Annotated in this window: 17 protein-coding genes and 1 pseudogene; 7 read left to right on the top strand and 11 right to left on the bottom strand. The window is 67.3% G+C overall.

The window, feature by feature from the left end:
• Window positions 1–56: 56 nt before the first annotated feature.
• Entirely contained in the window at window positions 57–1,244 is a 1,188-nt protein-coding gene (gene prpF / locus AC3B6A_RS04160) for a 2-methylaconitate cis-trans isomerase PrpF (RefSeq protein WP_488401046.1), read from the top strand.
• A gap of 203 nt (window positions 1,245–1,447) precedes the next feature.
• On the opposite strand, the gene AC3B6A_RS04155 is transcribed toward prpF, so the two are convergent.
• The 3 genes from AC3B6A_RS04155 to AC3B6A_RS04145 form a co-directional block, all read right to left on the bottom strand.
• Window positions 1,448–2,038 carry an LON peptidase substrate-binding domain-containing protein gene (locus AC3B6A_RS04155; protein ID WP_488401045.1) on the bottom strand — a complete coding sequence of 197 codons (591 nt, stop codon included), beginning with the start codon at window positions 2,036–2,038 and terminating at the stop codon, window positions 1,448–1,450.
• Between the two features lie 112 nt (window positions 2,039–2,150).
• A complete protein-coding gene (locus tag AC3B6A_RS04150; protein ID WP_488401044.1) occupies window positions 2,151–2,864 on the bottom strand; it encodes an LrgB family protein in 714 nt (237 codons plus the stop codon).
• A complete protein-coding gene (locus tag AC3B6A_RS04145; RefSeq protein ID WP_488401043.1) occupies window positions 2,864–3,226 on the bottom strand; it encodes a CidA/LrgA family protein in 363 nt (120 codons plus the stop codon). The genes AC3B6A_RS04150 and AC3B6A_RS04145 overlap by 1 nt, the downstream gene beginning before the upstream one ends.
• 181 nt (window positions 3,227–3,407) lie before the next feature.
• On the opposite strand from AC3B6A_RS04145, the gene AC3B6A_RS04140 reads away from it, so the two are divergent.
• The 3 genes from AC3B6A_RS04140 to AC3B6A_RS04130 all read left to right on the top strand — a co-directional run bounded on the left by AC3B6A_RS04140 (window position 3,408) and on the right by AC3B6A_RS04130 (window position 6,357).
• Complete coding sequence (locus tag AC3B6A_RS04140; protein WP_488401042.1) at window positions 3,408–3,863, top strand: MaoC family dehydratase; 456 nt, start codon at window positions 3,408–3,410, stop codon at window positions 3,861–3,863.
• A gap of 92 nt (window positions 3,864–3,955) precedes the next feature.
• Complete coding sequence (locus AC3B6A_RS04135; protein ID WP_488401041.1) at window positions 3,956–5,686, top strand: C13 family peptidase; 1,731 nt, start codon at window positions 3,956–3,958, stop codon at window positions 5,684–5,686.
• Window positions 5,687–5,715: 29 nt separating this feature from the next.
• On the top strand, window positions 5,716–6,357 hold the full coding sequence (locus AC3B6A_RS04130) for an oxidoreductase (RefSeq protein WP_488401040.1): 642 nt from the start codon (window positions 5,716–5,718) through the stop codon (window positions 6,355–6,357).
• A gap of 456 nt (window positions 6,358–6,813) precedes the next feature.
• Here AC3B6A_RS04130 and AC3B6A_RS04125 read toward each other — a convergent pair whose 3' ends face one another.
• From AC3B6A_RS04125 to AC3B6A_RS04105, 5 genes are all read right to left on the bottom strand, one after another.
• Complete coding sequence (locus AC3B6A_RS04125; RefSeq protein WP_488403508.1) at window positions 6,814–7,101, bottom strand: YceK/YidQ family lipoprotein; 288 nt, start codon at window positions 7,099–7,101, stop codon at window positions 6,814–6,816.
• A complete protein-coding gene (gene ubiX, locus AC3B6A_RS04120) occupies window positions 7,091–7,720 on the bottom strand; it encodes a flavin prenyltransferase UbiX (RefSeq protein ID WP_488401039.1) in 630 nt (209 codons plus the stop codon). The genes AC3B6A_RS04125 and ubiX overlap by 11 nt, the downstream gene beginning before the upstream one ends.
• A gap of 3 nt (window positions 7,721–7,723) precedes the next feature.
• Window positions 7,724–9,076 carry a UDP-N-acetylmuramate:L-alanyl-gamma-D-glutamyl-meso-diaminopimelate ligase gene (mpl, locus tag AC3B6A_RS04115; protein ID WP_488401038.1) on the bottom strand — a complete coding sequence of 451 codons (1,353 nt, stop codon included), beginning with the start codon at window positions 9,074–9,076 and terminating at the stop codon, window positions 7,724–7,726.
• 401 nt (window positions 9,077–9,477) lie between these two features.
• Complete coding sequence (locus AC3B6A_RS04110; RefSeq protein ID WP_488401037.1) at window positions 9,478–9,621, bottom strand: hypothetical protein; 144 nt, start codon at window positions 9,619–9,621, stop codon at window positions 9,478–9,480.
• A 49-nt stretch (window positions 9,622–9,670) separates the two neighbouring features.
• Window positions 9,671–11,590, bottom strand: a complete 1,920-nt coding sequence (locus tag AC3B6A_RS04105) for a sigma-54-dependent Fis family transcriptional regulator (protein WP_488401036.1) — start codon at window positions 11,588–11,590, stop codon at window positions 9,671–9,673.
• Window positions 11,591–11,915: 325 nt separating this feature from the next.
• On the opposite strand from AC3B6A_RS04105, the gene exaC reads away from it, so the two are divergent.
• Entirely contained in the window at window positions 11,916–13,436 is a 1,521-nt protein-coding gene (gene exaC / locus AC3B6A_RS04100; RefSeq protein WP_488401035.1) for an acetaldehyde dehydrogenase ExaC, read from the top strand.
• Window positions 13,437–13,639: 203 nt separating this feature from the next.
• On the opposite strand, the pseudogene AC3B6A_RS04095 reads toward exaC, so the two are convergent.
• The 3 genes and pseudogenes from AC3B6A_RS04095 to qhpR form a co-directional block, all read right to left on the bottom strand.
• Window positions 13,640–14,772, bottom strand: a pseudogene (locus AC3B6A_RS04095) (IS3 family transposase).
• Between the two features lie 78 nt (window positions 14,773–14,850).
• Window positions 14,851–15,780: an IS110 family RNA-guided transposase gene (locus tag AC3B6A_RS04090; protein WP_488401034.1), complete on the bottom strand. Its 930-nt coding sequence runs from the start codon at window positions 15,778–15,780 to the stop codon at window positions 14,851–14,853.
• 456 nt (window positions 15,781–16,236) lie between these two features.
• Window positions 16,237–17,289: an AraC-like transcriptional regulator QhpR gene (gene qhpR / locus AC3B6A_RS04085; RefSeq protein ID WP_488401033.1), complete on the bottom strand. Its 1,053-nt coding sequence runs from the start codon at window positions 17,287–17,289 to the stop codon at window positions 16,237–16,239.
• 331 nt (window positions 17,290–17,620) lie between these two features.
• Here qhpR and eat point away from each other — a divergent pair, with 331 nt between their 5' ends.
• Window positions 17,621–18,985, top strand: a complete 1,365-nt coding sequence (eat, locus tag AC3B6A_RS04080) for an ethanolamine permease (RefSeq protein WP_488401032.1) — start codon at window positions 17,621–17,623, stop codon at window positions 18,983–18,985.
• 11 nt (window positions 18,986–18,996) lie between these two features.
• The gene (locus tag AC3B6A_RS04075; protein ID WP_488401031.1) at window positions 18,997–20,391 is read left to right on the top strand and encodes an ethanolamine ammonia-lyase subunit EutB; all 1,395 of its coding nucleotides are present in this window, start codon (window positions 18,997–18,999) and stop codon (window positions 20,389–20,391) included.
• The last annotated feature ends 7 nt before the right edge of the window (window positions 20,392–20,398 follow it).

The following is a 20,398-nucleotide window of genomic DNA, read 5'->3' as shown; positions in this document are numbered from 1 at the left end:
CGGGGATGGGTTCGCGAGCAAGCTCGCTCCTACGAAAAGCAAACAGGATCGTACCCATGCCCCACGTACCCCAAGTGAAGATCCCCGCCACCTACATCCGTGGCGGCACCAGCAAGGGCGTGTTCTTCCGCCTGCAGGACCTCCCCGAGCGCTGCCAGGTGCCCGGCGAAGCCCGCGACAAGCTGTTCATGCGCGTGATCGGCAGCCCCGATCCGTACAGCGCGCACATCGACGGCATGGGCGGCGCGACCTCCAGCACCAGCAAGTGCGTGATCCTGTCGAAAAGCACCCAACCGGATCACGACGTCGACTACCTCTACGGGCAGATTTCCATCGACAAGGCCTTCGTCGACTGGAGCGGCAACTGCGGCAACCTCTCCACCGCCGCCGGCTCCTTCGCCATCCACGCCGGGCTGGTCGATCCGTCGCGCATCCCGGACAACGGCACCTGCGTGGTGCGCATCTGGCAGGCCAACATCCAGAAGACCATCATCGCCCACGTCCCGGTGACCAACGGCCAGGTCCAGGAAACCGGCGACTTCGAGCTGGACGGCGTGACCTTCCCCGCCGCCGAGATCGTGCTGGAGTTCCTCGACCCGTCCGACGACGGCGAGGACGGCGGCGCCATGTTCCCCACCGGCAACCTGGTGGATGACCTGGAAGTCCCCGGCGTCGGCACCTTCAAGGCGACCATGATCGCCGCCGGCATCCCCACCATCTTCGTCAACGCGCAGGACATCGGCTACACCGGCACCGAACTGCGCGAAGCGATCAATGGCGACCCGGAACAGCTGGCGCGCTTCGAGCAGATCCGCATCGCCGGCGCCCTGCGCATGGGCCTGATCAAGACCCCGGAAGAGGCCGCGACCCGCCAGCACACGCCGAAGGTCGCCTTCGTCGCGCCGGCGCAGGACTACCGCGCCTCCAGCGGCAAGCTCGTGCAGGCCGGCGACATCGACCTGGTGGTGCGCGCGCTGTCCATGGGCAAGCTGCACCACGCCATGATGGGCACCGCCTCGGTGGCCATCGGCACCGCCGCCGCCGTCCCCGGCACCCTGGTGAACCTCGCCGCCGGCGGTGGCGAGCGCAGCGCCGTACGCTTCGGCCACCCCTCCGGCACCCTGCGCGTGGGCGCCGAGGCCAAGCAGGTGAACGGCGAATGGACCGTGACCAAGGCCATCATGAGCCGCAGCTCGCGCATCCTCATGGAAGGCTGGGTACGGGTGCCGGGCGATTCGTTCTGATCGCCGGCGTTACCGTTGAAAGCACAAGGCCCGCATTCGCGGGCCCTGTTGCATCCGGACCAGGGACGCCCCTACGAAAGCAACACCGCACGGCGCTCCCCGGGCGAACCGCTTTTGATCTCGTAGGAGCGGAGCTTCTCCGCGATGCTCTTCGGCAGGGCTGACATTTCGCGGACAAGGTCCGTTCCTACAAGAGCGCCACGTCAGACGACGAAATCGCCCTGCAGCTGCTCCAGCAACACCTGGATGCGCGCCAGCCGCATGCCGGGGTCGTCCATCTCCAGCAGCACCTGCTTCTGCTGGTGATCGAAGGGCAGCAGGTAGGCCAGCTGGCAGGCCAGCTCCTGCTGGCCGCTGACCGCCCCGCCCATCTCCAGCGCGGAAACCATCGGGTGCATCGACAGCGCCTCCAGCAGCGCCGCCAGGTCGTCGTGCTCCTGGGTCAGCGGCTGGTCGGGTAGCTCCTCCAGCCACTCCACCTCGGCCACGGTCAGTTGGTCCGATTGCACCTCGGCGGAAATCACCCGGAAGCGCCGGCCGCCCTCGACACGGATGCCCAGCAGACCGTTGGGCCGCTGCTGCCAGTCGCGCACCAGCGCCTCGCAGCCGACCAGGCTGTAACGCCCCGGTGCGTCACCGACCTCCTCGCCCTCGACGATGGCCACCACGCAGAAGCCGCTGCCCTGCTTCATGCAGCGGCCGATCATGTCCAGGTAGCGCGCCTCGAAAATCTGCAGGTCGAGCCGGCAACCGGGAAACAGCACGGTGTTGAGGGGGAACAGCGGGAAACTCATGGACACTCCATCATCGGGTCGGGCCTGTTCACGATCTCGCGAACCAGGGCGTTTGCCAACGCACGCTGAACCAGCCGCCCGGGCCGACGCGCATCGGATCGTCAACCGGCTCTCAAGCGATCAGCGCTACCGCCAACGGTAGCAGCACTGCCGTGGCCACGCCCATCAGGCTCATCGCCAGGGCGGCGAAGGCGCCGCATTCCTCACCCTCCTGCAACGCGCGGGAAGTGCCCACGGCGTGGGCGGTCATGCCCAGCGCCATGCCCTGCGCGGCCGGATGGTGGACGCCGCAGAGGCGCAGCAGTTCCGGGCCGAGGATGGCGCCGAGCACGCCGGTGATCAGCACGAACACCGCCGCCAGCGCCGCCACGCCGCCGATCTGGCTGGCCACCAGCATGGCGATGGGCGAGGTCACCGACTTGGGCGCCAGGCTCATCAGCAGCTCGTGGTCGACGCCGAACGCCCAGCCCAGGCCGATGCCCAGCCCGGTGGCGAACAGGCCGGCCACCGGCAGGGTGATCAGCGTCGGCCAGAACAACTGGCGGATGCGTTTCAGGTTGAGGAACAGCGGCACCGCCAGGGCCACGGTGGACGGACCGAGGAGGATGGTCAGCACCTTGGCGCTGGCGCTGTATTCGGTGTAATCGATGCCGCAGGCCAGCAGCACCGCGATGACGATCAGCATCGACACCAGCACCGGCTGCAGGAACACCCAGCGCGTGCGCTCGTAGGCGGCCAGCGCCAGCTGGTAGGCGCCCAGGGTGATGCCGACGCAGAACAGCGGATGGTGGATGACGGACGACACCGCGCCTTGCCAGTCGAACATCAGGCGTTCTCCTTGCGCTGGCGCTGGCGGTCGATGAGCTTCTGCATCAGCCAGCCGGCGAAGACGAAGGACACCAGAAGCGACAACCCCAGGGTGCCGACGATGGCCCAGAAGTCCGCGGCGATCTGCCTGGCATATGCCATCACCCCGACCGCCGCCGGCACCAGCAGCAGCGGCAGGTAGCGCAGCAGCGAGCCGGCCGCCTCGCTGACCGGCTTGCTCACCTCGCCGTTCCACACCAGGAACGCGAAGAGCAGCACCAGCCCAATGATGGGGCCGGGGATCATGTGCAGGATGAGAGCATTCAGGCCCGTGCCGAGCAGTTGGAACAGCACCAGCCAGGTCAGGCCACGTAACAGCATTGGGACATCTCCAGCGCAAGGAGGCGCCATTATGCCCGCCCGGCGCCCGCTATGGCTCGGCATTCGTCCAAAGCATGAGCGCCGGGCCGGCTTGACCCTGCCCGGTACGCGTGCTGATCTACAGGCAGCTTCACGCCCCGCTGGACGCACTAAGAAGAACAACGTATTCCCCGGAGGAAACATGGCATTCGTACCCGCAAGCGCACTGAAGGACTACATCGGCAAGGACCTGGGCCATTCGCAGTGGATCACCATCGATCAGCAGCGCATCAACCAGTTCGCCGAGTGCACCGAGGATCACCAGTTCATCCACGTCGACCCAGAAAAGGCGAAGAAGACCCCGTTCGGCGGCACCATCGCCCACGGTTTCCTCTCCCTCTCGCTGATCCCGAAGCTCTGCGAAGGCCTGCTGGTGATGCCGGAAAACCCCAAGATGGTGGTCAACTACGGCCTCGACAGCGTGCGTTTCATCCAGCCGGTGCCGGTCGGCTCGCGCGTGCGCCTGCAGGTGACCATCAGCGACATCACCGAGAAGAACCCCGGCCAGTGGCTGATCAAGGCGCGCTGCACCCTGGAGATCGACGGCCAGGCCAAACCCGCCTACATCGCCGAATCCCTGAGCCTGTGCTTCGTCTGACAGCCAGCGCACAGCCCTGAAAAAAAGCCCGCGCCAGCGGGCTTTTTTACGTCACACTGCAAGCGCGTCCCGCTGCCCGACCCGAGATCGCCATGCCCCGCCTGCTCCTGCCCCTCGGCCTCGCCCTGCTCCTTGCCGCCTGCGGCGAAGGCGAACCCCTGACGCCGCCCGACGGCCGCCTGCCCGACGGCGCGCGCTACCGCGGCGAGCTGGTCAACGGCCAGTTGCAGGGCCAGGGCCGCCTGGACTACCCCAACGGCGCCTGGTACGCCGGCAGCTTCGACAAGGGCCTGCAGAGCGGCCAGGGCGAGTGGCACGGCAGCGACGGATCGACCTATGTCGGCAGCTTCCGCGAGGGCCTGTTCGATGGCCAGGGGCGCCTGCAGTTCGCCGGCGGCAGCGTCTACGAGGGCCAGTTCAAGCAAGGCGAGTTCGACGGCGAAGGCCGCCTGAGCCAGGGCCAGACCCGCTACAGCGGCGGCTTCCGCAAGGGCCGCTACGAAGGCTCCGGCACCCTCGAACTGCCCGACGGCACCCGCCACCAGGGCTGGTTCGCCCACGGCGAGGCCAACGGCGAAGGCGCCCGCCTGGACAGCCTCGGCAACCAGTACACCGGCCAGTTCCGCGACGGCGCGCTCAACGGCAAGGGCACCTTCCGCGACGATGCCGGCGACCGCTACACCGGCGAATTCCGCAACGACCAGTTCGACGGCAAGGGGCGCTTCCAGAACACCGACGGCGACGTCTGGCTCGGCCGCTTCCGGGAAGGCTCGCTGGACGGCGCGGGCGAATTCATCGGCAGCGACGGCAGCCGCTACCTGGGCGAGTTCCGCCAGTGGCGCTTCGACGGCAAGGGCACCCTCAGCCAGGCCGACGGCCAGACCTACAGCGGCGGCTTCGCCCGTGGCGAGTACTCCGGCGAAGGCACCCTCACCCACGGCGACGGCAGCGTGCAGCGCGGCAGCTGGCGCGGCGGCCAGCGCGTACGCGACGAGCACGGCGCGCTGCTGCCCAACGCGCTGGAAATCGGCCTGCTGGAGCAGGGCCAGCTGCTGGACAAGGCGCTGGCGGCCATCCCGCCCTCCACGCAGGCCATCGAACTCTACGGCCTGAGCCTGGGCGGCGACGGCAAGCAGAGCGTGTTCCTGCGCGAGGCCGACTATGTCGCCGACCTGCTCGGCAAGCGCTTCGGCGGCCGCGGCGTGGTGACCCTGGTGAACCACCGCGACCACCTCACCGACCGCCCGCTGGCCACCCGCGAAAGCCTCGCCCGCACCCTGCGCACCCTGGCCGAGCGCAGCGGGCCGGAAGACCTGATCTTCATCTACCTGACCAGCCACGGTTCCCACGACCACCAGCTGGTGCTGGACATGCCGGGCCTCAAGCTCAACGACCTGCCGGCCAGCGAACTGGCGACCCTGCTCGCGCCGCTGAAGGACCGTCACAAGGTTCTGGTGATATCGGCCTGCTACAGCGGCGGCTTCATCCCCGCACTGAAGGACGACAAGACCCTGATCATGACCGCCGCCCGCAGCGACCGGGTATCCTTCGGCTGCTCCGAGGAGGCCGACTTCACCTACTTCGGCGACGCGCTGTTCGCCCGGGCGTTCCAGCAGACCGACGACCTCAGGCAGGCCTTCGCGCTAGCCAGCGACACGGTGGCCCGGCGCGAGAAGGAGGAAGAGTTCGAAGCGTCGGAACCGCAACTCTGGGCACCAACGGCGGTTCTAAACCAGTGGAAGGCGTTGCGTACGCAGCAGCGCCGGGCGGCGCCCGATGCCAGGAGAGTCGCCGCACAGGCAAAACAGAAGGCCGGCAACTAAGCTTGTCAGTGTGTAAGGGAGAAACACAGATGTACTCAACACCGACGAATATCCTGCTGGCTGGCGCCACTGGCCTGACCGGTGAGCACCTGCTGGACCGCATGCTCAACGAACCCACCGTCAAACGCGTGCTCGCTCCCACCCGACGGAAGCTGGCCGAGCACCCGCGCCTGGAAAACCCCATCGGCCCGCTGGCCGAACTGATCCCGCAGCTGACCCGGCCGATCGACACCGTGTTCTGCTGCCTGGGCACCACCCTCAAGGAGGCCGGCTCCGAAGAGGCCTTCCGCCGCATCGATTTCGACCTGCCGCTGGCGCTGGGCGAACGCGGCCTGGAGCTCGGCGCGCGGCACTACGTGGTGATCAGCGCGCTGGGCGCCGACAGCAAGTCGTCGATCTTCTACAGCCGGGTCAAGGGCGAGCTGGAAGACGCCCTGCGCCAGCAAGGCTGGCCGCAACTGACCATCGCCCGCCCCTCGCTGCTGCTGGGCCAGCGCGAAGAGGTGCGCCTGGCCGAACTGCTCGCCGCGCCCTTCGCCCGCATCCTGCCGGGCAAACTGCACGGCATCGAAGCCTGCGCCCTGGCCCGCGCGCTCTGGCGCCTGGCGCTGGAAACCGGCAAGGGCACGCGCGTCGTCGAATCGGACGAGCTGCGCAGGCTGGGCAAGTAACTTCCTCGCAGGAGCGGACTCCGCCCGCGATGGGCCGGCGCAGGCCGGCAGGTATCGCGGAGAAGCTCCGCTCCTACAAGATCAAAAGCCCCTCCGCCTGACCCCACCTGCGCGCCCCGCTCCGCCAATGGGAGAGGGGATCATTCGGTGCCCAATGAACTCTCGACGCCAGCCGGCACCGCCTCTCCTTGTCAAGGCAAGGTCTGGCGTTAGCGGCTCTCGCAGGAGCGGACCTTGTCCGCGATCACGGGCGTAGCCCGCTCCTGCAGGCCAAACGGTGGATAACGCCGGACCTTGTCCGCCCTGCGCAACTACGCGTCATTGTCTTTCACGCGAGCGGAGAAGCGCTTTTCGTAGGAGCGAGCTTGCTCGCGAACATGCCCCACTGCGAGGCTGGTTCGCGAGCAAGCTCGCTCCTACAGGGGGTGGTGCGGACCTTGCCTGCGATTTCCGCCGTCAGTTCCCGCCCCACACCTGCAGGCCGATGCCCAGTTCCGCCGCCAGGGAGAACGGCAGCAGCAGCGTATCCAGCAACGCGCTGCCCGGCAGGTCGAGGCCCGGGTGGGCCGGCGGCTCGGTGCCGAAGCGGTCCATCGGGCAGCAGCCGCCATTGAGCGAATACCAGTTCAGCCGGGTGCCGGCGTAGATCAGCGGCGCGCCGGGCTTGCTGGCGTCGAGGGTCTTCACCGTGGCGCAAGCGCCCAGTTGCAGCAGCAACAGGGCGGCGAGGAGCTTATTCGTCACTGACAAGATGGTGTTCGCCCCAGCGCGGCAGCATGTCCTGGGGAATCCCCAACTGGTTGAGGATGCGCGCGACGACGAAGTCGACCAGGTCGTCCACCGTCTGCGGCTGGTGGTAGAAGCCCGGCGCCGCCGGCAGGATCACCGCGCCGAGGTTGGAGAGCTTGAGCATGTTCTCCAGGTGGATGCTGGAGAACGGCGTCTCGCGCGGCACCAGGATCAGCTGGCGGCGCTCCTTCAGCGCCACGTCGGCGGCGCGTTCGATCAGGTTGTTGCAGGCGCCGGTGGCGATGGCCGAGAGCGTCCCCGTGGAACAGGGCACCACCACCATCGCGCTGGGCGCGCCGGAGCCGGAGGCCACCGGGGCCATCCAGTCTTCCTTGCCGTAGACGCGGATCTGCCCCGGCGCGGCGCCGGTGTATTCGCTGAGGAAGGCCTGCATCGCCTGCGGCTTGCCCGGCAGGGTCACGTCGGTCTCGGTGGCCACCACCAGCTGCGCGGCCTTGGAGATCAGGAAGTGCACCTCGCGGTCCTCCTGCACCAGGCAGTCGAGCAGGCGCAGGCCGTACTGGGCGCCGGAGGCGCCGGTCATGGCGAGGGTGATGCGTTCGGCTCCGGCCATGGCTCAGCCCTCCAGCGCCTTGGCCAGCTTGCCGTGCAGGCCGCCAAAGCCGCCGTTGCTCATGATCACCACCTGGGTGCCCGGCGTGGCGATGGCCTTCACGCCCTCGATGATCGACTCCAGCGAGTCGCACACCCGGGTCGGCACGGTGGAACCGGCGACGGTGGCGGCCAGGTCCCAGCCGAGGTTCGGCGGGGCATACCAGAACACGTTGTCGGCCTGCACCACGGAATCCGGCAGGCCATCGCGGTGCGCGCCGAGCTTCATGGAGTTGGAGCGCGGCTCGACCACGGCGATCACCGGCGCATCGCCGACGCGCTTGCGCAGGCCGTCGAGGGTGGTGGCGATGGCGGTCGGGTGGTGGGCGAAGTCGTCGTAGATGGTCACACCGTTGACTTCGGCGACCTTCTCCATGCGCCGCTTGACGCTCTTGAACGCCGACAGCGCGGCGCAGCCCAGCTCCGGCACCACGCCGACATGGCGGGCCGCCGCGAGGCAGGCCAGGGCGTTGGCGACGTTGTGCTGGCCGGTCAGTTCCCAGTCCACGGTGCCCTGGGGCTTGCCGTCGAACAGCACCTCGAAGTGCGAGCCGTCCTCGCTGAGCAGCCGCGCCTGCCACTGGCCGCCTTCGCCGGTGGTCTCGACCTGCGTCCAGCAGCCCATGTCGATCACGCGCTTGAGCGCGGTCTCGGCGGTGGGATGGATGATCAGGCCTTCGCCGGGGATGGTCCGCACCAGATGGTGGAACTGCCGCTCGATGGCGGCGAGGTCGGGGAAGATGTCCGCGTGGTCGAATTCCAGGTTGTTCAGGATCGCCGTGCGCGGGTGGTAATGGACGAACTTGGAGCGCTTGTCGAAGAAGGCGCTGTCGTACTCGTCCGCCTCGACCACGAAGAACGGCGTGCCGCCCAGGCGCGCGGAAACGCCGAAGTTCTGCGGCACGCCGCCGATCAGGAAGCCCGGGCTCATGCCGGCGTGTTCCAGCACCCAGGCCAGCATGCTGCTGGTGGTGGTCTTGCCGTGGGTGCCGGCGGCGGCCAGCACCCAGCGGCCCTGCAGCACGTGGTCGGCCAGCCACTGCGGGCCGGAAACGTAGGGCAGGCCCTTGTTCAGGACGTATTCCACCGCCGGGTTGCCGCGCGACAGGGCGTTGCCGACCACCACCAGGTCCGGCGCCGGGTCGAGGTGCGCCGGGTCGTAGCCCTGCATCAGCTCGATGCCCTGGGCTTCGAGCTGGGTGCTCATCGGCGGGTAGACGTTGGCGTCGGAACCGGTCACGCGGTGGCCAAGCTCCTTGGCCAGGACGGCCAGCGACCCCATGAAGGTGCCGCAGATGCCGAGGATGTGGATATGCATGCAGACTCCTGCAATCAAGCCTTTCCAGGCGCTTCGAATGGGCGGCAGAGTAGCACAGCGCACCCCCGCACGGCCCGCCGCCGGGGCATCAGACGACGAGGTGGGGAGGCGGTTCCCGGCGGTGTGCGACGCATCGCCAGTTCTGCGCCGACCCGTAGGGTGGATAACGTTCGACGTTATCCACCATTTGACCTAGGACCGGTGCCGGGACTGTCTTCCGCCGGGAAATCGGTGCCAGAGCGTCCCCCTCACCCAGCCCTCTCCCGCGTGAGAAGCGGGGCGCACAGCCAGGGTTAGAGTGAGGAGCTTTTGATCTCGTAGGAGCGGAGCTTCTCCGCGATAGCCGTGGCACGGCGTCGGGATTTCGCGGACAAGGTCCGCTCCTACAAGGGCAATCCCGCTCAGGTGCGGCGGCTCAGGCCGTGGCGGTTCAGTTTGCGGTACAGCGTATTGCAGCTGATGCCCAGCTGTTGCACCCGGCTGATGATGTGCCAGCGCAGCGCCTCCAGCGAGCCGTAGGATGGGTGGAGCGCAGCGATACCCATGCTGTTCCGGTACGCAGCATTGATGGGTATCGCTGCGCTCCACGCCATCCTACGAAAGGCCCTTCCGGCTCAGGCCGTGGCGGTTCAGTTTGCGGTACAGGGTGTTGCGGCTGATGCCCAGCTGCTGCGCCGCCCGGCTGATGTGCCAGCGCTGCGCCTCCAGCACTTCCAGCAGGGCATTGCGTTCGGCGGCGCCGAGGGTGTCGCCAACCGCGTCGCTCGCCGCCACCGGCCTGACCGCCGCAGGAGCCGGCGCGCGGCGCAGGTCCGGCGGCAGGTCGGCCATCCGGATGCGCCCGCCCTCGCACAGCGCGCACAGCGTGCGCAGCACATTGCGCAATTGGCGCACGTTGCCCGGCCAGGGGTAGTCGAGCAGGTGCCGGCGCACGTCGTCGTCCAGCCGCACCGCGCGGCCCTTGCTCTCCTCGGCCAGCAGATGATCGAGCAGCGCGCCGCGATCCTCGCGCTCGCGCAGCGGCGGCAAAGCCACCACCAGGCCGTTGAGGCGGTAATAGAGGTCCTCGCGGAACTGCCCGGCGGCCACCAGCGCCTCCAGATCGCGGTGGCTGGCGCTGATCAGGCGGATATCCACGTCCTGCGGCTCGCCGCCGATGGGCACCACCTGGCGCTCCTCCAGCACGCGCAGCAGGCGCGTCTGCAGGGTCAGCGGCATGTCGCCGATCTCGTCGAGGAACAGCGTGCCGCCGTCGGCCTGCTGCAGCTTGCCGCGCATGCCCTCCTTGCGCGCGCCGGTGAAGCTGCCGCCGCGGTAGCCGAACAGCTCGCTCTCGATCAGCGTCTCGGGAATCGCCGCGCAGTTCAGCGCGACGAAGGACTTGCCGGCGCGCTCGCCGCCCTGGTGCACGGCGCGGGCGAAGGCCTCCTTGCCGGTGCCGGTCTCGCCCTGCAGCAGCAGCGGCACGTCATGGGCGTAGACCTTCAGCGCCCGGCGGAAATCATGGGCCAGCTGCGGATCGTCGATGCACAGCCCCTTGGCCAGCGGCGCACGCGGCAGCACGGGAGCGGCCGGTACGCAGCGCTGCCCGCGCAGCAGCGCGAACAGCGCGCGCCCGGAACGCGTGCGCAACGGCCAGCTGGCCGTGGGCTGCGGGTCGGCGCGGCTGAAGAGGTCGTCCAGCCGGCAGTCGAAGAACTGTTCCAGCGAGCGCCCGAGCAGGCTTTCGCGATGGCTGCCGAGCAGGTTGATGGCGCTCTGGTTGGCCGCCCGGATGCGCCCGTCGCCGTCGAAGGCGAGCAGGCCTTCGCTGAACAGGCCGAGGCCGTCCGGCCGCAGGTGGAAGCGCAGCAGCCACTGGTCCTCGAAATGGCGCAGGAAGTAGCAGCTCTCGATGGCCTTGGCCGACAGGTTGACCAGCGCCATGGTGTGGAACTGGCTCTGCCGCGAGACCTCGCGGCGCGCGGAGGACACATCGAGCACCGCCAGCAGTTCGCCCTGCGGGTCGAACACCGGGCTGGCGGAACAGGTCAGCCCGGTGTGGCGGCTGCGGAAATGTTCGTCCTGGTGGATGGTCAGCGCCTGGCGCTCCACCAGGCAGGTGCCGATGCCGTTGGTGCCCTCGCGCGCCTCGCTCCAGTCGGCGCCGAGCCACAGCCCGGCCTGCTCGAAGGTGCGGCGGTCGGCGTCCTCGCTGATGCAGTTGAGGATGACCCCGCGCGAATCGGTGAGCAGCACCGCATGACCGGCGCCGGAGAGCTGCTGGTGCAGGCTGTTCATCTCGCCGCTGGCGATCTCCAGCACCTGGCAGTGGCGCTCGCGGACTTCGAGCATGCGCGCGTGTTCCAGCACGGACGGCGCCATGGGCTGCGCCGGGTCGAGGTGGTACTGCTCCAGGCAGCGCATCCAGGAGCGGGCGATCGACGGGTCCGCGCCGGGGGCTCCGGCACGGGCCTTGCCCTCGGCCACGGTCATGACCTGGCGGGCGTGGCGGCTCAAATCGTTGGCGCGCATTCTTGTTGTTCTCCGCAATGGGGACGGGGAGGCAGCCCCGAGGCCCTGGCGCAGTCTTGTCGGACAATCTGCCAGGACGCAGGACAGCATCCCCCACGCGCAGGGCCAATGCAACGCCCGTCCGACCGTCAGGTCGCGACTGTCACGAATACGGGACAAAGTGTCACGACGCAGCGTCCCAGACCTGCCACAGCGCGCTTTCCGGCGTATCCGGACGCAAGCCCCGGAGCCTTGTGCGGCGCGGTTTGCACTGGCATGGCCCGGCCCTTGCTCTACGCTTGTTCAACGTCCTCCCCAACAAGCACAAGACCCAGGAGATCCGACCATGCGTTATGCCCATCCCGGTAGCGAAGGCGCCATCGTTTCCTTCAAGGCGCGCTACGGCAACTACATCGGCGGCGAATTCGTCCCGCCGGTGAAAGGCCAATACTTCACCAACACCTCGCCGGTGAATGGCCAGCCCATCGCCGAGTTCCCCCGCTCCACCGCCGAGGACATCGACAAGGCGCTGGACGCCGCCCACGCCGCCGCCGACGCCTGGGGCCGCACCTCGGTGCAGGACCGCTCGCTGGTCCTGCTGAAGATCGCCGACCGCATCGAACAGAACCTGGAACTGCTGGCTGTCACCGAAACCTGGGACAACGGCAAGGCCGTGCGCGAGACGCTCAACGCCGACATCCCGCTGGCCGCCGACCACTTCCGCTACTTCGCCGGCTGCATCCGCGCCCAGGAAGGCACCGCCGCCGAAATCAACGACAGCACCGTGGCCTACCACATCCACGAGCCGCTGGGCGTGGTCGGGCAGATCATCCCGTGGAACTTCCCGCTGCTGATGGCCGCCTGGAAACTCGCCCCGGCCCTGGCCGCCGGCAACTGCGTGGTGCTCAAGCCGGCCGAGCAGACCCCACTGGGCATCTGCGTGCTGATGGAACTGATCGGCGACCTGCTGCCGCCGGGCGTGCTCAACGTCGTCCAGGGCTTCGGCAAGGAGGCCGGTGAAGCGCTGGCCACCAGCAAGCGCATCGCCAAGATCGCCTTCACCGGCTCCACCCCGGTGGGCTCGCACATCCTCAAGTGCGCCGCCGAGAACATCATCCCGTCCACCGTGGAGCTGGGCGGCAAGAGCCCGAACATCTACTTCGAAGACATCATGCAGGCCGAGCCGACCTTCATCGAGAAGGCCGCCGAGGGCCTGGTGCTGGCCTTCTTCAACCAGGGCGAGGTGTGCACCTGCCCGTCCCGCGCGCTGGTGCAGGAGTCCATCTACCCGCAGTTCATGGAAGTGGTGATGAAGAAGGTCAAGGCGATCAAGCGCGGCGACCCGCTGGACACCGACACCATGGTCGGCGCCCAGGCTTCGCAGCAGCAGTACGAGAAAATCCTCTCCTACCTCGACATCGCCCAGCAGGAAGGCGCGCAGGTCCTCACCGGCGGCCAGGTCGAGCACCTGAGCGGCGACCTCGCCAGCGGCTATTACATCCAGCCGACCCTGCTGAAGGGCACCAACAAGATGCGTGTGTTCCAGGAAGAAATCTTCGGCCCGGTGGTCGGCGTCACCACCTTCAAGGACGAGGCCGAAGCGCTGGCCATCGCCAACGACACCGAGTACGGCCTCGGCGCCGGCCTCTGGACCCGCGACATCAACCGCGCCTACCGCATGGGCCGCGGCATCAAGGCCGGCCGCGTGTGGACCAACTGCTACCACCTGTACCCGGCGCACGCCGCCTTCGGTGGCTACAAGAAATCCGGCGTGGGCCGCGAGACCCACAAGATGATGCTCGACCACTACCAGCAGACCAAGAACCTGCTGGTCAGCTACGACATCAACCCGCTGGGCTTCTTCTGATCCACCCGCCCGGCACACGCCGGGCGGCTTCCTCGATCTCTCTTTGCGCGGCCCGCGGGCCGCGCTTTTTTATGCCCGCGAAAAACTGCCGAGGCGGCGGCTTTTCGTAGGAGCGGATCTTATCCGCGAAGGCCGCAGGCGGTTCGGACCATCGCGGACAAGGTTGTAGTGGTCCGGTTTTTCTAGACACCGCTATAGGAGCATCAAGCCGCCCGCGCCTCGAACACGGCTGGCGGCAACTGCTTCGTTGTCGAATGAAGACGCTGATGGTTGTAGTAGGTGGCGACGAATCGTGTCACATCGGCTTTGGCTTCGTGCTGGTCTCGATAGCGCCGCTCGCCTATCCACTCACGCTTCAAGCTGGCAAAGACTCGCTCCACCACTGCATTGTCCCAGCAATTGCCGCGCCGACTCATGCTCTGCACGATCTGCAAACGTCGCAGCATGTCCACAAAGCGCTCGCTGCTGTACTGGCACCCCTGATCGGAGTGGAACATCAGGCCGTTGTCCGGGTGTCGCATCGACACGGCGAGCTCCAGGGCCTGGATCACCAAATCCGTATCAGCCACGGACGAGAATGCCCAGCCCACGATTCGCCGGGCATACAGATCGACCACGATAGCCAGGTACAGCCAGCCACGCGCCGTACGCAGATAGGTGATGTCGCCGGCCCAGACCTGATTCGGGGCTGCCGGCTGGAATTGGCGATTGAGGTGGTTGGGGGCCGCCGCTGCCGGCTTGGTGTGCCGCCGATAGTGCTGATTGCGCCGTCGAGCCACCGCCAGGCCAGCCTGACGCATTAGGCGGCGAGCCCGTTGCCGACCCACCGCATGCCCCTGCTGACGCAAGGCCGCCGACATCCGGCGTGAGCCATAGGTGTGCCGGCTGCTTTCATGCAGGTCCGTGACGGCCGAGAGTAGCGGGCTGGGTGGTTTCGGGCGCTTATGACGCGCCGCGTAGTAACTGCTGCGCGCCAGTCCAAGCAGGCGACAGCAGCGCGTGACGCTCATGGCCCCCTTCACTCGGTCGATCATTTGCCAGCTCGCAGCATTTCCCGAACGAAGAAGGCCGTGGATTTTTTTAGCGTGTCACGCTCTTCCTGCGCCTCTGCCAGTGCGCGCTGCACCTGCGCCAACTGGCTCTCCAGTGCACGGATGCGCTGGGCATCATCGATGACTGAACCCGGTTGCTCAGCCCGCCATTGCGAGACCCAACGCCGCAACGCCGTCGGTCCCACCCCCATGGCCTGTGCTGCCTGCGGCACCGAGTAGCCCTGCGCTACCACCAGTTGCACTGCTTCGCGCTTGAGCGCGTCCGATAGTTTTCTATGACCCATGTAAATCACCTCAATAGTCGCGTTAGTTAACTCGCTCCTATCTCGGTGTCCAGAATTTCCGGACCACTACACTGTCTTTTACTCGAAGTCAGTTCTCCAGCAAGTGCCGTCCCGGACCATCGCATTGAGCCGTACGATCAGAACTCGCATGCAGGCCACCAACGCGACTTTGGCGCATCGGCCGTTTTCGCGTAGGCCGTGATAACGAAGAGCGAAGCTCTTCTGGTAACGAATGACCGACCAGGTTGCCATGTAGAGGATGCGTCGAATCATGCCGCGCCCTCCGCGGATACGGCGTTGCCCCGACTTCTGGCCGCTGTCGCTGTTGTAAGGGGCCAAGCCGACCAGGGCGGCGATCTGGCGACGGTTGAGTTGTCCCAGTTCTGGCAGGTAAGCCAGTAATCCTGCGACGGTTACCGGGCCTACGCCCTTGACCTGACTGAGTTGCTGGACCTGCTCGGAGTCCACCGCAGCCATGGCCTCGGCGATTTGCTCGTCATAGCTGCAAATTCTGGCCTTCAAGGCCTTGATGGCGTCCTCCAGGCATTGGCGGACAAAGGGGTCGTTGGCCTGTTGCAGGCGCCGGCGCTCATCATCGCGCTGCCCAACCAGTTGCTCGCGACGTTGCACCAGCTCTCGCAGCCGCCGGCGCTCCGGCGAAAGAACCGTACTGGGGGCTTCCTCCAGCGTTTGGGCCAGATGCGCCAGGACGGCCGCATCGATGGGGTCGGTCTTGGCCAACTTGCCCATGGCGGTAGCAAACGCCCGAACCCGTGTGGGATTCAAGCGAGAGACTGCGTGGCCGGCTCGGGACAAGGCATGCAGGACGCCTCGCTCATATCCACCGGTAGCCTCCAGCACAATGCGGCCGGGCTTCTCCTCGGCGAAGAGCGTCACTAACTGCTGATGTCCCGCTTCGTCATTGGAAACGCTCAAGCTCCTGCCCTGTGGGCGGAACCATACGGCCAGCGAGTCCTTGGCAACATCGATACCGATCCAACACGTCATGCTTCAACCCTCGTAAACTACATGGCGAGAGCGCTCTGACTGCCCACGCTTGTGGTTCGAGGTTGTACTCGTTCAACTGTTCGGGCTTTGGTCAGAGGACGGCGGGAGGCAGCTTGGGCTCCTACTCGTGCTGCTAACACTGCGGACCTGCAGCTTGCTTCCCGCCGCTCTCACCTTCGATCCTACCGAAGTCAGCAGACACAAGCGGACCTTGTCCGCGAAATCCCGACGCCGTGCCACGGCTATCGCGGAGAAGCTCCGCTCCTACGAGGGCAGCCCGCGCGGGCATGGGCGTGGAACACGCCTCGGTCTCGCGCGCGGGCCGCGCTTTTATGCCCGGGGAAAACCGCCGAGGCGAGGGGTTTTTCGTAGGAGCGAGCTTGCTCGCGAACCAGCCCCGATGCGGAAGTTGTTCGCGAGCAAGCTCGCTCCTACAAGGGGTGATCTCGGCGTGGGTCAGTCCACGTCGCTACGCCACTGCCGCGGGCTCACGCCGAACCACCGGCGAAACGCGCGGGAAAAGGCGCTGGTCTCGGAATACCCCAGCAACGGCGCCAGTTCGGAGATAGGCCGCTGGCGCTGGCGCAGGTAATGCAGCGCCAGCTCGCGGCGGGTGTTTTCCACCAGCTGGCTGAAGCTCAGCCCGGCCTCGCGCAGGCGGCGCTGCAGGCCGGCGGTGGTGAGTTCGAGCTGCTCGGCGATGAGCTCCAGCGACGGCTCGCCCTCGCTCAGCGCCAGGCGAATCTGCGTACCGGCGTCCTCCACCAGATTCGGCGCCCCGCCCTGCTCGCCCAGGCGCCGGATCACGTCCTGCACCAGGAACAGCAGGTTGGCGTCGCGCTCGGGCATCTGCCGGCCGTAAAGGTCGCGCTTGGGAATCAGCATCGAGTTGCAGCCGCGCTGGAACAGCACCGGCGCATCGAACACCCGGCCGTGCTCCTGCCAGCCTTCCGGCCGCGCGTGCTCGAAACTCACCGCGCGCGGCGCCCATTCGGGGCCCAGCACATGGCGCATCAGGTTCAGCGCCATGCCCAGGGTCAGCTCGGCGTCCTGGCGGCGGTCGAGGATCGCGCCGTGGCGCACCTGGTAGTCGAAGCGGTAGCACTCGCCGCAATCCACCAGGCGGATCAGCGTGTCGTGCTGGTGATAGGGAAAGGCCGCGGCGAAGTTCTTCAGCGCCGCCTCCAGCGTCTCCGAGCAGAGCCCGACGTAGCCCAGCAGGCCCAGCTCGCGCGGCCGGAACTGCTCGCCATAGCGCAGCCCGAAGTTGTCGCAGCCCGACTGCCGCGCGGCCTCTTCGAGCACCTGGCAATAGTTGGTCAGCGCCAGGCTCAGGGTCGGATGCAGCAGGCGCTCCGGATCGATCCCGGCGCGGCCGAAGACCCGGTCGATATCGCCACCCTGGTCGCCGATGAAGCGGCCCAGACCGCTGGCCGCAGCGGACAGCACGCCGATGTTGCTGGCCAGAGGCACGCTCAGGCCGGGGTGGGAGAACAGGGGCTGACTCATGTCGGTTACCGATCTTGTTTTATGAAACACGCAAGGCACTTTGTCCCCGGAAAACGGGGACGGTTTTACAAAGCAAATCCCGTGCCTCGCCGTCATCGCGCAAGCTGCCGGACCCAGCGCCGCGCCTGGCCTGCAGCTGCCACCGCATGGGGCATCTGGCATGAATCCGGCACCGTAATCGGGCACCGCACCCCGCGTGGGGCGATGGGTAACAGCAAGTTGACCCTGCGCGGCGAAAGCCGGTTCCAGCGGTCAAGTCTCGCAAGGACCGCCGCCACTACCATCGAGGCTCAGGTATCCGTCCACGCCCCACGGGGAAAGAGGAATAACGATGAGCGCATCACAACTAAAACCGACGCTTGGAACCTTGCACCTCTGGGGCCTCGCCGTGGGCCTGGTGATCTCCGGCGAGTACTTCGGCTGGAGCTACGGCTGGGCCGCCGCCGGCACCCTGGGCTTCCTCGTCACCACGCTGCTGGTCGCGGTGATGTACACCTGCTTCATCTTCAGCTACACCGAACTGACCACCGCCATCCCCCACGCCGGCGGGCCCTTCGCCTACAGCGTGCGGGCCTTCGGCAAGACCGGCGGGATGATCGCCGGCATCGCCACCCTGATCGAATTCGTCTTCGCCCCGCCGGCCATCGCCATGGCCATCGGCGCCTACCTCAACGTGCAGTTCCCCGGGCTCGATCCGAAGTGGGCCGCCACCGGCGCCTACGTGATCTTCATGACCCTGAACATCCTCGGCGTGAGCATCGCCGCCACCTTCGAGCTGGTGGTGACCGTGCTGGCGGTGGCCGAGCTGCTGGTGTTCATGGGCGTGGTGGCGCCGGGCTTCAGCTTCAGCAACTTCGTGCTCAACGGCTGGGCCGGCTCCGATCAGTTCGGCACGCCGGCACTGGCCGGCATCTTCGCCGCGATCCCCTTCGCCATCTGGTTCTTCCTCGCCATCGAAGGCGCCGCCATGGCCGCCGAAGAAGCCAAGGACCCGAAACGCACCATCCCGCGCGCCTACATCGCCGGCATCCTCACCCTGGTGGCGCTGGCCATCGGCGTGATGATCTTCGCCGGCGGCGTTGGCGACTGGCGCACCCTGTCGAACATCAACGACCCGCTGCCGCAGGCGATGAAAGCCGTGGTCGGCAACAACTCCACCTGGATGCACATGCTGGTGTGGATCGGCCTGTTCGGCCTGGTGGCCAGCTTCCACGGCATCATCCTCGGCTACTCGCGGCAGTTCTTCGCCCTCGCCCGCGCCGGCTTCCTGCCGCGCGGCCTGGCCAAGCTGTCGCGCTTCCAGACGCCGCACCGCGCCATCCTCGCCGGCGGTGCGGTGGGCATCGCGGCGATCTTCAGCGACGGTCTGATCAGCCTGCAGGGCATGACGCTGACCGCGGCGATGATCACCATGAGCGTGTTCGGCGCTATCGTCATGTACATCATGAGCATGTTCAGCCTGTTCAAGCTGCGCCGCAGCGAGCCGGACCTGGAGCGCAGCTTCCGCGCCCCCGGCTACCCCATCGTGCCCGCCATCGCCCTGGCCCTGGCCCTGCTGTGCCTGGCCGCTATGCTCTGGTTCAACAGCGTCATCGCCTCGGTGTTCCTGGTGCTGATGATCGGCGGCTGCTCCTGCTGCAGCATCGTCATCAGCCTCAACCGCGGCACCGACGCCTCGTTCGCCAGCCAAGGTTGAGAGGAGCCGCCATGTCCGGATTCGCCCACAGCGTCGGTGGCCAGACCTGGCGCTTCGACAGCCTTCGCGAGGTGATGGCCAAGGCCAGCCCGGCGCGCTCCGGCGACCGCCTCGCCGGGGTCGCCGCCGGCAGCGACGCCGAGCGCGTCGCCGCGCAGATGGCCCTGGCCGACATCCCGCTCAAGCGCTTCCTCGACGAAGCGCTGATCCCCTACGAAAGCGACGAAGTCACCCGGCTGATCATCGACAGCCACGACCGCCAGGCCTTCGCGCCGGTCAGCCACCTCACCGTGGGCGGCCTGCGCGACTGGCTGCTCGGCGATGCGGCCGACGAGAGCAGCCTGCGCGCCCTGGCGCCGGGGCTGACGCCGGAAATGGCTGCCGCCGTGTCGAAGATCATGCGCGTGCAGGACCTGGTGCTGGTGGCGCAGAAGATCCGCGTGGTCACCCGCTTCCGCAACACCATGGGGCTGCGCGGGCGCATGTCCACGCGCCTGCAGCCCAATCACCCCACCGACGATCCGGCCGGCATCGCCGCCAGCGTCCTCGACGGCCTGCTCTACGGCAACGGCGACGCCATGCTCGGCATCAACCCGGCCACCGACAGCCTGCAATCGATCTGCACCCTGCTGGAAATGCTCGACGCCATCATCCAGCGCTACGAAATCCCCACCCAGTCCTGCGTGCTCACCCACGTCACCAGCTCCATCGAGGCGATCAACCGTGGCGCCCCGCTGGACCTGGTGTTCCAGTCCATCGCCGGCACCGAGGCCGCCAACGCCAGCTTCGGCGTGAGCCTGTCGATCCTCAGGGAAGGCTACGAAGCCGGCCTGTCGCAGAAGCGCGGCACCCTGGGCGACAACCTCATGTACTTCGAGACCGGCCAGGGCAGCGCGCTGTCGGCCAACGCGCACCATGGCGTCGACCAGCAGACCTGCGAAGCGCGCGCCTACGCGGTGGCGCGGCACTTCAAGCCGTTCCTGGTGAACACCGTGGTCGGCTTCATCGGCCCGGAATACCTCTACAACGGCAAGCAGATCATCCGCGCCGGCCTGGAAGACCACTTCTGCGCCAAGCTGCTCGGCGTGCCCATGGGCTGCGACATCTGCTACACCAACCACGCCGAGGCCGACCAGGACGACATGGACATGCTCCTGACCCTGCTCGGCGTGGCCGGCATCAACTTCATCATGGGCATCCCCGGCTCCGACGACGTGATGCTCAACTACCAGACCACCTCCTTCCACGACGCGCTCTACGTGCGCCAGACGCTGGGCCTGAAACCCGCGCCGGAATTCGAAGCGTGGCTGGAACGCATGGAAATCCTCCATCAGCGCGACGGCCACGTGCACATGGCCGACCGCCTGCCCGGCGCCTTCCGCCAGGCGCTGGCGCAACTGTCCTGAAGTCCAT

It is taken from the genome of Pseudomonas sp. B12(2026) (assembly GCF_057767015.1).
Note: the sequence above shows the minus strand (reverse complement) of the source record. Positions and strands in the feature narration are given on the sequence as shown.